The following is a 15,194-nucleotide window of genomic DNA, read 5'->3' as shown; positions in this document are numbered from 1 at the left end:
TAAAAACAAAAAATCCCGACAATTCATGGCCTTAGGCCTGCGCCAAAACCCGCAACTTGCATGTCGATTAATTCCAACTCATGCATTTTGCATGATTCCGAAAATCCAGTGAATTTATAAGTTATTGATTTGTAAGGGGTTGTTGGTCGTCTCAAAGTTGGCACAGCGTTCGCAATATACCCAGTAACCCTGCTGAGAAGACAACCAGCAGACTATCTGGAAAAACAGGAGTTACTCGTATGAAGAAGTTCGCTATCGCTGCCGCTACTGCTACCGCGCTGACCCTGACCATGGCCAACGTAGCATTCGCACAGACCACCACCACTCAAGCGCCAATGACCTTGGCTGCTGGTGAAATGACCAAGGCCTCGGAAGCTACTTCCGATACCTGGATCACTACTAAAGTCAAAAGCGACCTGCTGACCGAAAAAGGCATTCCTGGTACCGACATCAAAGTCGAAACCAACAAAGGTGTTGTGTCGCTGTCGTCCACTGTTGCAGTGACTGACTCCCAGAAAGCCACCGCCGTGGCGATCACCAAGAAAATCAAAGGCGTCAAAGCGGTTTCCGCTGACGGCCTGAAAGCCGAGTAAGGCAAGACTTCTCGCCTGGACCGGGAGAAGGTGTGGCAGACGGGCTGAGCAATACGCCTGCCGCTTCTTAGGAGTTCATGCGAACGGCCATAGGGATGTGGCCATTACAGGCCTCCGACATTCGTGTCGGGGGCTTGTTCTATTTGGGACAGCAAAAAATATCAAATGTGGGAGCGGGCTTGCTCGCGAATGCGGTGGTTCAGTCAACAGAGATGTTGAATAAGAGACCGCATTCGCGAGCAAGCCCGCTCCCACATTTTGATTGTGCCCACACATGAGTTGGGGGATCTAATTGCCGCGCTTGCTGGTGATCTGCGTCAGGCGATTCCCTTCAAACCGAAGGAACTGATACATCCCGCCATTAGGCCCATAGGTCCATTCCTCCACCTGAAACTCTTCGCGTCGGTTGGCGCTACGTTTGTAGCCCAGCAAGTCGCGGCTGACCGGTTCGCCGCACTTTTGCAGCACTTCGCTGGACCTGTCCCCGACGCTGACCAACTGACTGCCGCAGCGTAGCGTATCGGCTGACGAGGCCTGGCTGGCAACCATCACCAGGGCCAGGCCCGCCAGCAATCGCTTCACGATCACTCTGCGTCCAAATGCAATGGCGTCACTACCCGACCGTCACTTTCGGCCTCACCCAGGTTGGCGTCGACGAAGTACACGCGGTCATCGGCCAATTGACCCTTGTCCACCAGATAGTCCTTGATGCTGCTGGCGCGCTCCTGCCCTAACTGACGCAACAGCACGTCGCTGGCGCTCCAGAACTTGATCACGTCGGCGCGCATTTTCGCGGTGCGTTCTTCCTTGCCCAGGTCCTTCCATTCGGCCGGCGGCTGAGTCTTCAGGCGCGTGCGGTAGATGCCTTCCAGCAGGGGCCCTTTCTCGTTATCCGGGACCTGCAGCAGTGAAGCCTGGGCCGGCACTTTGTCGCCACGACGCTGGAGCATTTTGTAGTAGTTGTACTGGTATTCACGTTCCAGGCGTTGCTCGGCAATCAACGGGCCGTCGCTGCTGGCGGCGGCCGTGCCTTCGATTTCCAGGCGCAGGGCCGGACGTTCCTTCAACGCTTGGGACAGTTTGACCAGTGCGCCTTCGGCGTCCTTGCTCAAATCGCTTGAACCCGGCGCGAACGACACGGTGCCCAAGTCCTCGGAACCGCCACCACTGATCAGTCCGCCAATCATTTTGAACGGCGCAGCGGCCGCTTTGACAATCAGGTTGCGCAGGGTTTGCCAGACAATTGGCATGATGCTGAACTGCGGATTATTGAGGTCGCCAGTGACCGGCAACTCGATGGAAATCTTGCCATCGACATCCTTGAGCAAGGCAATCGCCAGTTTCAGCGGCAGGCTCACGGCATCCGGGCTGTCGACCTTTTCACCGAGTTGCAATTGTTCGATCACCACTTTGTTTTCGGCTTTGAGCTGGCCTTTGGTGATCAGGTAATGCACATCGAGATTGAGCCGGCCCTTGCGGATGCGATACCCGGCGAATTTGCCGGAGTAGGGCGTGAGGGTAGTCAGTTCTACCCGTTTGAAACTGGTGGCAATGTCGAGGCTGGCCATCGGGTCGAACGGATTGACCGCGCCCTTGATGGTCACCGGCGCATAGCGGTCAACCTTGCCTTTGATATCCACGCTGGCCGGTTTCGCCTGACGGCTGTCGATGGTGCCGATCTGCCCGTTGAGCTGTTGGATGGCGGTGGCAAAGTTGGGTGTCAGGCTGAAGTCGGCGAAGTTCGCCGAACCGTCATTGATGGCAATGCCGCCGATGTGTATGCCCAGTGGTTTGCCGCTGCTGGCCGGTTTGGCCGCGGGGGTTTTGGCGCCGCTATCGGGCGGTTGCGGGATCAGCAAGTCATCGATGTTGGTGGTGCGATCATCGTTGATCATGAAGCGCGCATAGGGCTGGAACAGGTTGACCTTGTCGATCGACAGGCTGTCACCGTGCTGATAATTCAGGCCTTCGAGCACCAGTTGTTGCCACTTGAGGAAGTCGCGGGTTTTAAGGGTGTCGAGGGTGTGCAACTGATCGACCTGAGCACGACCGGTGACGCTGAATACCAACGGCTCGGTGCTTTTCAGATCGACCGCCAGATCACTGCCGAGCATGCCGCTGCGCAGTTCCAGGCGAATGAGCGGGGTGATGTAGGACTGTACGACACGCAGGTCGATGTCTTTGGTCTGCACCTTCAGTTTGGCGCTGATCGGAGCGAGATTGACCACGCCGTCTGCCAACACCTTTCCTTGTTTACCCACGCCGGTGTCGAGCTTGAGATTGAAAGGCGAACCATTAAGGCTGTCGAAATTCTGCAAGTCCAGATTCAACGGGCCGACATCCAGCGCTACGGCCGGTTGTGCCTTGCGGTCAGCCAGGTGCACTTGGTAATCGCGCAGCTGTACGTCTTTGAGCAGCACCTGCCACGGTTTACTCGGTGGCGCCGGTTCAGGCTTGGGTGAGTCGGCTGCCGCTGGCGTACTGGCGGGTTCGGCCTTGGCTTTAGCGGCGGGTTTGGACGGTTGGCTGGCGAACAGCTTTTGCCAGTCGAGTTGCCCGTCGGCTTCGAGGGCGGCCCAGGTTTCCAGTTTCTGGCTGCGAATCTTGCCGACCACCACTTGCTGCTTGGCCAGGTCGACCGTGGTTTCGCTGATGTCCAGTCGTTCCAGCCTGGCCAAAGGTCGGCCGTCCGGGGCCTTGATCGCGAACGGTGCGATGCTGACCGCAACGTTGTTCAGCAACAGTTCGGTTTCTTTGGACAGGTTGAGTTTGTAGTCGGTACTGAGGCTCATGAGGCCGCTTTCGAGGTCCAGGGGCACGGCGTCGCGCACATAGGGCCAGAAGGCTTGCATCTTGCCATCGGTGATTTTCAGCTTACCTTCGGAGGTGAACGGGATCAGGCTGAAGTTGCCGGTCCAGTCGACCTGTCCGCCATTGGGGCCGATGGCCACCAAGGTCATGTCGGCGCTGTCGTCGGGCAGGGTGCTGAGGTTTTTCAGCTCGAAGTCGAGTTTGTCGTAGAGAAATTCGATGGGTTCGCTGGGGCGCAGATCCTGAAAGTGCACCGCGCCCCCGGCCAGATTGATCCGGTCAATGCGCAATGGAAATGGCTTGGCGTTCGGGTCGGCAGGTGTCGGTTCGCTCGCCGGCAGTTTGAACAGCCCGAGCAGGTTGAGCTGGCCGTCCTTGCCGAAGAGGATTTCAGTCTTGGGTTTGTCCAGTTCGATGTCGGACAGATGTACGGCTTTGGTCCAGAGACTGTCGACTTGCACGTTGGCGTACAGGCGTTCGAAGCCGACCTGTTCCTTGCCCGGCTTGCCGATGACCAGCCCCCAAAGGGTGACTTCAAGGCTGAACGGGTTGAGTTCGATCCGTTGAAGGTGGGCGGGCACCGTGGCGTAGTTGGCCAATTGCTGGTTGGCAACCCGCAACGCGATGCCCGGCAAAATCAGAAACCCCAGCAAGCTGTAGAGAGCCAGAGCAGTCAACAAGGCGCCGATAGCGCGAATCAATCCTTTGGGCATGTGTGGCTTCATCTGTCTGAATCGGAGTGCCTTGGAGTATGGCACGCGATTGCGGTTCCGAAGCCATCACGCTTTATAGGAATTGTCTGAAAGTCAGGGGAATATCAGAGCTGCAGGATCAGCGTTTTCAGCGGAGGTTGCTGATCCATCGACGGAAAATCCGCGCCCGGCTTCATCACGGTCCACTCGCGTACCGGGCGCCCGGCCTTCTCTGCGCAGCGCAATACCTGTTCGCGCCAGTCGTCCATGCTGACCTTTGCCAGGTTGTTGCAGCAGATCAGCACGCCGTTGTCGGCGGTGGTCAGCAGCGCGGGTTTGAGCAGGCTCTGGTAGTCGCGCAGCAGGTCGACGGTGCCGAAAGCGCTCTTGGCCCAGGCGGGAGGATCGAGCAGTACCAAGTCGTACTGACGCTGTTCCAGTCGCGTGTAGCTCGGTAGTTTCGGCCCGCGCCGTTGACTGATCGGCAGGCCCGCCAACTGGCGAATCGCCGGGAAGTAATCGGACTGGATGAACTCCATGGCGGGCAATTGTGGATTGAGCAGCCCGTTCTCACGGCCGACCGCCAGGTTACCCTCGGCGAAATCCAGGTTGCACACCTCACGGGCGCCACCGGCCGCCGCACTCAGGCCGACGCCACAGGTGTAGGCAAACAGGTTGAGCACGCTTTTGTTTTGGCTGTGTGCCTTGACCCAGCCGCGGGTGTTGCGCAGGTCGAGGAACAGCAGCGGGTCTTGGCCGGCATGGCGCCCGCGAACCCGATAATTGAGGCCCCATTCGTGGCCGACCAGGTCCGCCAGCGCGGCTTCATCGGCACGGTAGACCGTGTCTTCGCGGTCGATGCGTGAATTGCCACGGGAGCGGTCGTTGTAGACCAACAGCGTGTCGAGGCCCAAATGCTGGTTGATTGCCTCGTGCAGTTGCAGCAGCGCATCGCGTTCCAGCGCCTGGTGAAAGCTTTGCACCAGCAGTTGCGGGCCGTAGCGGTCGATGGTCAGGCCGCCGGCGCCTTCCTGGCTGCCGTGGAACAGGCGATAGCAATCGGTGCCCTGCTGATGCAGTTCGGCAAGCAGGTCCTGGCGATGTTCTAGGGCGGCGCGCAGCGCCTGATTCAAGGAAGACATGCTGGGCGCCTTGCAGGAGGGAATTTGGCGCGGGAGTTTAACACTGTGGCGAGGGGGATTGCCTGTGGCGAGGGAGCTTGCTCCCGCTGGGCTGCGAAGCGGCCCCAAAAGTTTCGGCAACTGTCGCAGATTTTGCGAGCACTGCGCACTCGAGCGGGAGCAAGCTCCCTCGCCACAGATTGCGCAGTGTCAGGTGAGTAACCCCATCCGCCGCTTTGCGCGCTGCACCGAGCCATTACGCACCGCCCAGCGCAACATCGGCGCACTGCGATTGACGCTGGCGCGGATCAGTTTGCGTTGCAACGGGTTCTGGCTGACGCCCAGCATGTCACTGGCCCAGTCCGGCAGCAGATCGATCCCGGCCTGCATCATCAACCCACCGAAAGGCTTGGCCAAACGGCTGGGCGATGGCGCATTCAACAACAGTCGCAAGACTTCACGGCTGCGTTCATCGCACAGCAACTGTGGGCGAATGCGTTCAAGGTAATCGGCGATTTCCTGCCGCGAGCGAGGCACCTCTCGGGCGCCCAGTCGTTCGGCGACCAAGGCGATTTCCCCGTAATAACGGTCCTGGTCGGCCAGGGACAGATGCGGATTGCGATAACGCAAATGCGCGGCGAGGAAATTGCTGACCTCGGCCACGTGCACCCAGGTCAACAGGTCCGGATCGCTGGCCGCATAGGGGCGCCCATCCGGCGCGGTGCCGGTCACTTGCAGGTGGATGGTGCGGACTTTCTCGATCAGCCAATCGGCATCTTTGCGAGAGCCAAACGTGGTGCCGGAGATGAACTGCCCGGTGCGGCGCAGTCGGCCGAGCATGTCCTCGCGGAAATTCGAATGATCCCAGACCCCGGCCAGGGCCAGGGGATGCAAGGCTTGCAGCATCAGCGCACTGATGCCGCCAATGAGCATGCTGCTGAAATCGCCATGCACTTGCCAGCTCACCGAGTCCGGGCCGAACAGGCCCGGATCGCCCTTGGGATTTTCCAGGTCGAGTTTGCCGAGGGACAGACCGGTCAGGCTCATGACCTGGGTTTCGATGCGGGTGCGAATAAATTCCATGGCGACTCAGTGGCGAAAATGAAACGCGGCCATGGCTGGCCGCGTCGGGCTTATTGGTTTAGGCGTTTATCGACCAGGTCCTGAACAACGCTCGGATCGGCCAGGGTCGACGTATCACCCAAGGTGTCCAGTTCGTTGCAGGCGATCTTGCGCAGGATACGCCGCATGATCTTGCCCGAGCGGGTTTTCGGCAAGGCCGGGGCCCATTGGATCAAGTCCGGTTTGGCGAAGCTGCCGATTTCCTTGCTGACGTGGGCCAGCAGTTCTTTCTTCAACTCGTCGCTGGGTTCGGTGCCGTTCATGGGCGTGACAAAGGCGTAGATGCCTTGGCCCTTGAGGTCGTGGGGATAACCGACGACAGCGGCTTCGGCGATGCTGTCGTGCAGCACCAGGGCACTTTCCACTTCGGCGGTGCCAATACGGTGGCCGGAGACGTTGATCACGTCGTCAATGCGCCCGGTGATCCAGTAATCGCCGTCCTCATCGCGCCTCGCGCCGTCGCCGGTAAAGTAATAACCGGGGTAGGGCTTGAAGTAGGTATCGAACATCCGTTGCGGGTCGCCGTACACGCCGCGGATCTGTGCCGGCCAACTGGATTTGATCGCCAGCACGCCGCTGCCGGCACCCTTGATTTCCTTGCCCGTTTCATCGAGCAACACCGGTTGCACGCCGAACATAGGTTGCGTGGCGCAACCCGGTTTGATCCGTTGCGCACTGACCAGCGGGCTGAGCATGATGCCGCCGGTTTCGGTCTGCCACCAGGTATCGACAATCGGGCAGCGTTGTTCGCCGACCGCATTGAAGTACCAGTCCCACGCTTCCGGGTTGATCGGCTCACCGACGCTGCCGAGTAATCTGAGGCTGGCGCGGGACGTTTGCTTCAACGGTTCCGGCCCTTCGCGCATCAGCGAGCGCAGTGCGGTTGGCGCAGTGTAGAAAATGTTCACGTGGTGTTTGTCGATGACCTGCCAGAACCGCGAGCTGGTGGGGTAGCTCGGCACGCCCTCAAAGATCAGCGTGGTCGCGCCATTGGCCAGCGGGCCGTAGACGATGTAGCTGTGGCCGGTGACCCAGCCGACATCGGCGGTGCACCAGAACACTTCGTTATCACGGTAGTCGAGCACGTATTTAAAGGTCATCGCCGCTTGCAGCAGGTAGCCGCCGGTGGTGTGCAACACGCCTTTGGGTTTACCGGTGCTGCCGGAGGTGTAGAGGATGAACAGCGGGTCCTCGGCGTCCATCGGCTCCGGCGGGCAATCGTCGCTGACGTCGCGTAAGGCCTGGTGATACCAGAGGTCGCGGCCTTCGACCCAATTCACTTTGCCTTGCGTGCGCTCGACGACGATGACGGTGCTGACATTCGGGCAACTCTCCAGCGCTTTGTCGACTTTCTCTTTGAGCGGTACGAATTTGCCCCCGCGCACGCCTTGGTCGGCGATGATCACGGTGCCGCAATCGGCATCGAGGATCCGGTCGCGCACCGAGTCCGGGGAGAAGCCGCCAAAGACTACCGAATGCACCGCGCCAATTCGCGTGCAGGCGAGCATCGCGTAAGCGGCTTCAGGAATCATCGGCATGTAGATGCAGACACGGTCGCCTTTCTTCACGCCACGGCTTTTGAGCACGTTGGCCAGGCGGCAGACATTGTGGTGAAGTTTTTTGTAGGTGATCTGTGCGGATTCGGCGGGATCGTCGCCTTCCCAGATGATCGCGATCTGATCGCCGCGCTGTTCCAGATGACGGTCGATGCAGTTGTAACTGACGTTCAACTTGCCGCCGGCAAACCAGCTGGCTTCACCGGTTTTCAGGTTATAGCGCTGGACGGTGTCCCACGGCGTGCTCCAGTCGAGAAAGCGCGTGGCTTGTTCGGCCCAGAAGGTGGTGGGGTGCTCGATGGATTCGCGGTACAGGCGGTGGTAGTCGTCTTGACTCAAATGCGCAGCCCGGCGGACGGCATCGGCTTTGGGGAACGTGCTGATATCGAACATGACGGTTCCTTATGCTTGTTTTGCGACAAGTAATAAAGATGCGCCGAGCGGGAGGCGGGTTCAAGTCATACACAAAACCAATGTGGGAGCGGTCTTGCTCGCGAATGCGGTGTGTCAGTCAACATTTAAGCTGAATGACACACCGCATTCGCGAGCAAGCCCGCTCCCACAGGGGATTACTGTTGCCCACAGGGTTTGGGTTTCAAACCTGTGGGCAAGGCGTCAGATCAACCGCGGTGACGGCCGCGGAAGTAGTTGATCAGGCCTTGGGTCGAGGCATCGTCAGCCGGGGTTTCTTCGCTGCCGACCAGGCGGTTGTAGACGCCTTTGCCGAGTTCTTTACCCAGCTCCACGCCCCACTGATCGAAGGCGTTGATGCCCCAGATCACGCTTTGCACGAAAACTTTGTGCTCGTACATCGCCACCAGTGCACCGAGGCGACGCGGGCTGATGCGCTCGACCACCAGGGTATTGCTCGGACGGTTGCCCGGAATCACCTTGTGTGCCGCCAGTTTCTTCACGTCTTCTTCGCTCATGCCTTTGTCACGCAGCTCGGCTTCCGCTTCGGTAAGGGTCTTGCCGAGCATCAGCGCCTGACTCTGCGACAGGCAGTTGGCGTACAGCCACTGGTGGTGGTCGGACACCGGGTTGAAGCTGACGATCGGAACGATGAAGTCGGCCGGGATCAGTTGGGTGCCCTGGTGCAGCAACTGGTGATAGGCGTGTTGACCGTTACAACCGACGCCGCCCCAGATCACCGGACCGGTATCGGTGGACACTGGCGTGCCGTCCTGACGCACGCTCTTGCCGTTGGATTCCATGTCCAGCTGTTGCAAATGCTTGGTGATGTTGCGCAGGTAGTGGTCGTACGGCAGGATCGCGTGGCTTTGCGCGCCCCAGAAATTCCCGTACCACACGCCGAGCAGGGCCAGCAGCACCGGCATGTTCTGTTCGAACGGCGCGGTCTGGAAATGCTGGTCCATGGTGTAGGCACCGGACAGCAGTTCCTTGAAGTTCGACATGCCGATGGCCAGGGCAATCGGCAAACCGATGGCCGACCACAGCGAGTAACGGCCGCCGACCCAGTCCCACATCGGGAAGATGTTTTCTTCGCGGATACCGAACGCCACGGCTGCCGCGTTGTTGCTCGATACGGCGATGAAGTGACGATACAGCTCGGCTTCCGAACCGCCCTGAGCCAGGTACCAGGCGCGAGCGGCCTGGGCATTTTTCAGGGTTTCGAGGGTGTTGAAGGATTTCGACGACACGATGAATAGCGTGGTTTCGGCGCGCAGCTTCTGCGTCAGTTCGTGGAACTCACTGCCGTCGATGTTCGCCAGGTAGTGGCAGCGCACGCCTTTCTGGGCGTAGGACAGCAGCGCTTCGGAGACCAGCTCAGGGCCGAGGAATGAACCACCGATGCCGATGTTGACCACGTCAGTGATCGGCTTCTCGGTGTAACCGCGCCACAAACCGTCGTGGATGCGGCCCACGAGGTCGGTGATCTGGTTCAGCACTTTGTGCACTTCCGGCATCACGTTGACGCCGTTGACCGACAGCTTGTCGCCTACCGGGCGGCGCAGCGCGGTGTGCAGGGCCGGACGACCTTCGGAAGCATTGACGATTTCGCCTTCGAACAGCGACTTGATCGCGCCCTGGAGGTCGACTTCATTGGCCAGGCCCACCAACAGGTCGCGGGTCTCGGCGTTGATCAGGTTTTTCGAGTAATCAAGAAACAGCCCGCAGCTACTCAGGGTGAATTGGGTGAAGCGCTGCGGGTCGGCATTAAAGGCTTCGCGCATGCTGAAATCCTGCATGGCTTGGCGGTGATCATTCAACGCCTGCCAGGCGGGCAGGGCGGTCACGTCGTGAGGAGTGCGGTAGTACGCCATCGCTGCGGGTTTCCTTTTTACTTGAACGGCTTTTTGAACACTAAAAATCCCGGAGCGCTGCGGGTCGGCGTCCGGTCAACTGCGTCGACACGATTTCATGGCGCAGGGCGAATACAGTAAACCCCGCGCCTTGATCTGTCTTGACTTTGTCTGACCTGTTTCCGGTACTTTTTTAACATCAAAGTGAGAATCGGCCGACAAACGGAAAAAAGACAGGACTGCGGCTCGATCAGGCGACCTGGACCGGAATGGCATTGCTGGTATGGCTCAGTTCATTGCCCGGTGCCATGTAGAGCATGCGCGGCTTGAAGTTGAGCAGCTCGGCTTCGCTGTAATGAGCGTAAGCACAGATGATCACGCGGTCGCCGACCTTGGCCTTATGGGCAGCGGCGCCGTTGACCGAAATCATGCGCGAGCCTTCCTCGCCACGGATGGCGTAGGTGGTGAAGCGTTCGCCGTTGTCGACGTTATAGATCTGGATTTGTTCGTATTCACGGATGCCGGACAAGTCCAGCCATTCGCCGTCGATGGCGCAGGAGCCTTCGTAATCAAGTACAGCGTGGGTAACTTCGGCGCGATGCAGCTTGGCCTTGAGCATGATGGCGTGCATGAGTGTTTCCCCAGGTCGGAATCGAACGGCGGGCAGTTTGCCCGAAGGCTTTGGAGGCAGCAATACAGGGTGGGAGCCAGTGCAGAACTCTGTAGGAGCCGAGCTGCTCGCGATGGCGATATTTCAGTCACATCCTGTATTGGATGTGCCTTCGTCATCGCGAGCAAGCTCGGCTCCTACAGGGGGGTGGTGTTTATGCGAGCGCGTCGAGGTTCAGGTGCAGGTTGTCGATCAACCGCGTGGTGCCCAGGAACGCCGCGACCAGAATCACCAGGTCACGATCTTCCGGTGTCGCCGGGCGCAAGGTCAGCCCATGGCGAATTTCCAGGTAGTCGGTGCGCAATCCCGCGGCTTCGAGCTGCTTGATTTGCGCGTCGATCAGCGCCGGGAAATCCCGACCACCCTGTCTGATCTCGTCGGCAATCGAACTCAGGGTGCGATAGACCACTGGTGCCACGGCGCGCTGTTCTTCGCTGAGGAAGCCATTGCGCGACGACAGCGCCAGGCCATCGGCCGCACGCACAGTTGGTTCGCCAATGATTTGAATCGGCATGTTCAGGTCATGCACCAGGGATTTAATGACCGCCAGTTGCTGGAAGTCTTTCTGGCCAAAGATCGCCAGATCCGGCTGGACCATGTTGAACAACTTGCTGACCACCGTCGCCACACCTTCAAAATGCCCCGGACGGCTGGCGCCGCACAGGCCTTCAGACAGCAGTGGAACGCTGACGCGCGTTTGGCCGGCCATGCCGTCCGGGTACATTTCCTCAACGGTGGGCGCGAACAGCAAATGGCAACCGGCCTGGAGCAGTTTCTCCTGGTCAGCGGCGAGGGTGCGCGGGTACTTGTCGAGGTCTTCACCGGCGCCGAATTGCAGCGGGTTGACGAAAATGCTCGCGACCACAAAATCTACCCGTTGGGAGGCTTTGGTGATCAGCGCGATATGACCGCTGTGCAGGTTGCCCATGGTCGGCACGAAGCCGATGCGCTTGCCTTCGCTGCGGGCGCGGGCCACGGCGGCCCGCAGTTCGCGTACGGTTTTTACGGTGTTCATGCAGAGAATCCGTGTTCGATACCTGGGAAAGTCGCCGCTTTGACTTCAGTCACGTAAGCACTCAGGGCTGCTTGAAGGGTCGGCTGGCCGGTCATGAAGTTCTTCACGAATTTTGGCACGCGACCGGTAATCGACAAGCCCAGCATGTCGTGCAGGACCAGCACCTGGCCGTCGGTGCCGCTGCCGGCGCCGATACCAATGACCGGGATCTTCACGGCCTGGGTGATTTCTTCAGCCAGTTCGCTGGGCACGCATTCAAGCAGCAGCATGGCGGCGCCGGCCTGCTCCAGCGAAATTGCGTCGGCACGCATCTGCCGCGCCTGGTTTTCGTTGCGGCCCTGGACTTTGTAACCGCCGAGGATGTTCACCGATTGCGGCGTCAGGCCCAGGTGCGCACACACCGGGATGCCGCGTTCGGCCAGCAGGCGAATCGAGTCCGCCAGCCACAGTGCACCTTCTACCTTGACCATGTGTGCACCGGCCTGCATCAGCAAGGCACTGTTGGTCATGGTTTGTTCGGTGGTGGCGTAGGCCATGAAGGGAAGGTCGGCGAGGATGAGCGCATCGGTGTTGCCGCGTTTGACGGCTGCAACGTGGTAAGCCATCTCAGCGGTCGTCACGGGCAGGGTGCTGTCGTGACCCTGCAAAACCATGCCGAGGGAGTCGCCCACCAGCAGCACTTCGACGCCAGCCTCATTACAGGCGTGGGCGAAGGTCGCGTCATAGCAGGTCAGCATGGTGATTTTTTCACCTTTTTGCTTGAGACCTTGCAGAGTGGTCAGGGTGATGGCTGGCATGAAAAGATCCTCATTCAGGCGCTGTGGAAACTACTGCGAGTAACGCGCGTGATTCTTCGTTAAATACAGGCGCACGGTCTGTTGTCGTGCTTTTACGGCCTGGATTGCGCCCTTCAACGCCGTGTTGGCGGCAGCGGGACGCCTATAGTCGTGAGGAGAACTCGGGAAGTCAATTGCATGTGTTACCGCATTGTTACGACAGGGGTGTTACCGGGGTAACTGATGCGATTCAGCATCAGATTTTGTGTTCAACACAAAAAACAATGTGGGAGCGGGCTTGCTCGCGAATGCGGTGTGTCAGTCAACGATTAAGCTGAATGACACACCGCATTCGCGAGCAAGCCCGCTCCCACACTAGATTTGCGTCAATCTTTAGGGAGGCGTTCCAGGCCGACGAACGGGCAGGCTGCGAGTAAATCCTTCAGCGTGCGGCCATCGGCCAGACGCAAATCCACAGGCGCCAGTTCGGCCAGTGGATACAGGACGAAGGCCCGTTCCTGCAGGTGGTAATGCGGAACCTTGAGCCGAGGCTCGTCGATCAGTCGATCGCCAAACAACACGATGTCAAGATCCAGCGTGCGAGGCCCCCAGCGCTCAAGGCGCTCGCGACCCTGCCCGTTCTCAATGGCTTGCAGCGCATCGAGCAGGTCCAGCGGCGCGAGTGTGCTGTCGAGGGCGGCGACCGCGTTGGTGTAACGCGGTTGGCCGGGTAGCAGCGAGTCGCTTTGATAAAACGCGGACACCCCGACCAGCTCGGTCTGCGGTAATTGCACCAGCGCTTCGACGGCGCTGCGCAATTGTTCGGCGGGGTCAGCCAGATTGCTGCCCATGCCGATGTAGATGCGTTCCATGGATTACTCGCCCGAGACGCTCGGTGCACCGGCGGCGCGTTTACGCTTGGCGCCACCGCTGCGGCGACGTTTGCGCGGTGCCCCGGTGCCGTCTTCCTTGCCGCTGAGGTCGCGGATCATGTCGCGACGTTCGCTGTCGTTGGCGTCCTGATAATCCGTCCACCATTCGCCCAGGCCATCGGTCTGCTCTCCAGCGCTTTCGCGCAGCAGCAGGAAGTCGTAACCGGCACGGAAGCGTGGATTCTCCAGCAACAGATCAGCGCGCTTGCCGCTACGGCGTGGCAGGCGCTCCTGCATGTCCCAGATCTCGCGGATCGGCATGGTGAAGCGTTTCGGGATAGCAATGCGCTGGCACTGTTCGGCAATCAGCTCGTGAGCCGCTTCCTGCATCGCCGGAATCGGCGGCATTCCGCGTTCTTGCAGGCGCAGTACGCGAGCCGGCAGGGCAGGCCACAACAGGGCGGCAAACAGGAACGCCGGGGTGACCGGTTTGTTCTGCTTGATGCGCAGGTCCGTGTTGACCAGTGCATCGCTGATCAGGGTGTGGGTGTACGTCGGGTTGTATTCCAGCGCTTCGGCACTGGCCGGGAACAGCGGATCGAACAGCTGCAAGTCGACCAGCATCTCGAAAGTGTCCGCGGCGTGGCCGGAGAGGAACAACTTGAGCACTTCTTCGAACAGACGCGCCGACGGGATCTCGCGCAGCATCGGTGCCAGTTCGCGAATCGGCGCGGCGCTGTGTTTCTCGATACCGAAATTCAGCTTGGCGGCAAATCGCACGGCCCGCAGCATCCGCACCGGGTCTTCCTGGTAGCGCTGTTTCGGGTCGCCAATCAGGCGGATCAGGTGATTGCGGATGTCGTGTACGCCGTTGGCGTAATCGAGAATGCGCTCGCTGACCGGATCGTAATACAGGGCATTGATGGTGAAGTCGCGGCGTTGCGCGTCTTCTTCCAGAGTGCCGTAGACGTTATCGCGCAGGATGCGCCCGCTTTCATTACGGGAAGACTGGTTGCTGTCTTCTTCCTCGTCGTTTTGCGGGTGATTGGCGCGGAAGGTCGCCACTTCGATGATTTCGCGACCGAAGTGGATATGCACCAGTTTGAAGCGGCGACCAATGATCCGCGCGTTGCGGAATTCGGCGCGCACCTGTTCAGGTGTGGCACTGGTGGCGACGTCGAAATCTTTCGGCGTGATGCCGAGCAGCATGTCACGCACGCAGCCGCCGACCAGGTAAGCCTGGTAACCGGCGTTCTGCAGGCGTTCGACGATATTCACCGCGTAACGGCTGAATTGGGCCTTTTGCAGCGAGTGTTGGCCGCTGTTGAGCACTTCAGGCGTACTGCGAATGTGTTGCGTATGACGCTTGGGAGAACGGAATGACTGGAACAGCTTCTTCAGCATGGGATGCACTGTTTGAAGGAATGTTCGGCCATAACAGAAGAATGACCGCATGATGGGCGGGGATTCTAGCATTTAGTCGAGGGATGGTGTAGGAGACAGCAGATATGAGCTGTAAGCCGCAGGCTTAAAGCAGAGAACACTGCAGAATTGGGGGGTAAATCGTAGAAACTACAAGGGGAGCCGAAGCTCCCCAAGAAGTAGTTGCATGCTCTATTTTTATTATTGATTTCGGGCTTTTTGTTTTTGTTAAGTGCCCTCGTCATGAAGCTTTTCCTTCATGACCCTCCCAATCGGGAGC

General features: G+C 59.4%; 12 protein-coding genes. 1 reads left to right on the top strand and 11 read right to left on the bottom strand.

Annotated elements, in window-relative coordinates:
• Positions 1-239 precede the first annotated feature (239 nt).
• A complete protein-coding gene (locus EAH78_RS21890) occupies positions 240-593 on the top strand; it encodes a BON domain-containing protein (RefSeq protein WP_140669401.1) in 354 nt (117 codons plus the stop codon).
• 288 nt (positions 594-881) lie between these two features.
• Here EAH78_RS21890 and EAH78_RS21880 read toward each other — a convergent pair whose 3' ends face one another.
• The 11 genes from EAH78_RS21880 to EAH78_RS21820 all read right to left on the bottom strand — a co-directional run bounded on the left by EAH78_RS21880 (position 882) and on the right by EAH78_RS21820 (position 14,896).
• Positions 882-1,142 carry a DUF2845 domain-containing protein gene (locus EAH78_RS21880; RefSeq protein ID WP_140669569.1) on the bottom strand — a complete coding sequence of 87 codons (261 nt, stop codon included), beginning with the start codon at positions 1,140-1,142 and terminating at the stop codon, positions 882-884.
• A gap of 35 nt (positions 1,143-1,177) precedes the next feature.
• Positions 1,178-4,129, bottom strand: a complete 2,952-nt coding sequence (locus EAH78_RS21875; protein ID WP_140669399.1) for a DUF748 domain-containing protein — start codon at positions 4,127-4,129, stop codon at positions 1,178-1,180.
• A 92-nt stretch (positions 4,130-4,221) separates the two neighbouring features.
• Positions 4,222-5,238, bottom strand: coding sequence for a class I SAM-dependent rRNA methyltransferase (locus EAH78_RS21870; protein ID WP_140669398.1), 1,017 nt, complete (start codon positions 5,236-5,238; stop codon positions 4,222-4,224).
• A 189-nt stretch (positions 5,239-5,427) separates the two neighbouring features.
• Positions 5,428-6,300, bottom strand: a complete 873-nt coding sequence (locus tag EAH78_RS21865) for an oxygenase MpaB family protein (RefSeq protein ID WP_140669397.1) — start codon at positions 6,298-6,300, stop codon at positions 5,428-5,430.
• A gap of 50 nt (positions 6,301-6,350) precedes the next feature.
• Positions 6,351-8,288: an acetate--CoA ligase gene (gene acs, locus EAH78_RS21860; protein WP_140669396.1), complete on the bottom strand. Its 1,938-nt coding sequence runs from the start codon at positions 8,286-8,288 to the stop codon at positions 6,351-6,353.
• Between the two features lie 227 nt (positions 8,289-8,515).
• On the bottom strand, positions 8,516-10,180 hold the full coding sequence (pgi, locus tag EAH78_RS21850) for a glucose-6-phosphate isomerase (RefSeq protein WP_140669394.1): 1,665 nt from the start codon (positions 10,178-10,180) through the stop codon (positions 8,516-8,518).
• A 229-nt stretch (positions 10,181-10,409) separates the two neighbouring features.
• Complete coding sequence (gene panD / locus EAH78_RS21845) at positions 10,410-10,790, bottom strand: aspartate 1-decarboxylase (protein ID WP_003228271.1); 381 nt, start codon at positions 10,788-10,790, stop codon at positions 10,410-10,412.
• Between the two features lie 193 nt (positions 10,791-10,983).
• Positions 10,984-11,844, bottom strand: a complete 861-nt coding sequence (gene panC / locus EAH78_RS21840) for a pantoate--beta-alanine ligase (protein WP_140669393.1) — start codon at positions 11,842-11,844, stop codon at positions 10,984-10,986.
• Positions 11,841-12,641, bottom strand: coding sequence for a 3-methyl-2-oxobutanoate hydroxymethyltransferase (gene panB, locus EAH78_RS21835; protein WP_140669392.1), 801 nt, complete (start codon positions 12,639-12,641; stop codon positions 11,841-11,843). Before panB ends, panC begins: the two co-directional genes overlap by 4 nt.
• 365 nt (positions 12,642-13,006) lie before the next feature.
• Positions 13,007-13,492, bottom strand: coding sequence for a 2-amino-4-hydroxy-6-hydroxymethyldihydropteridine diphosphokinase (gene folK / locus EAH78_RS21825; RefSeq protein ID WP_140669391.1), 486 nt, complete (start codon positions 13,490-13,492; stop codon positions 13,007-13,009).
• A 3-nt stretch (positions 13,493-13,495) separates the two neighbouring features.
• A complete protein-coding gene (locus tag EAH78_RS21820; protein ID WP_170219149.1) occupies positions 13,496-14,896 on the bottom strand; it encodes a polynucleotide adenylyltransferase PcnB in 1,401 nt (466 codons plus the stop codon).
• Between the last annotated feature and the right edge of the window lie 298 nt (positions 14,897-15,194).

It is taken from the genome of Pseudomonas arsenicoxydans (assembly GCF_006438915.1).
GTDB classification, from domain to species: Bacteria; Pseudomonadota; Gammaproteobacteria; order Pseudomonadales; family Pseudomonadaceae; genus Aquipseudomonas; species Aquipseudomonas arsenicoxydans_A.
The sequence above is the reverse complement of the archived record's forward strand: the minus strand, read 5'-3'. Positions and strand labels throughout refer to the sequence as shown.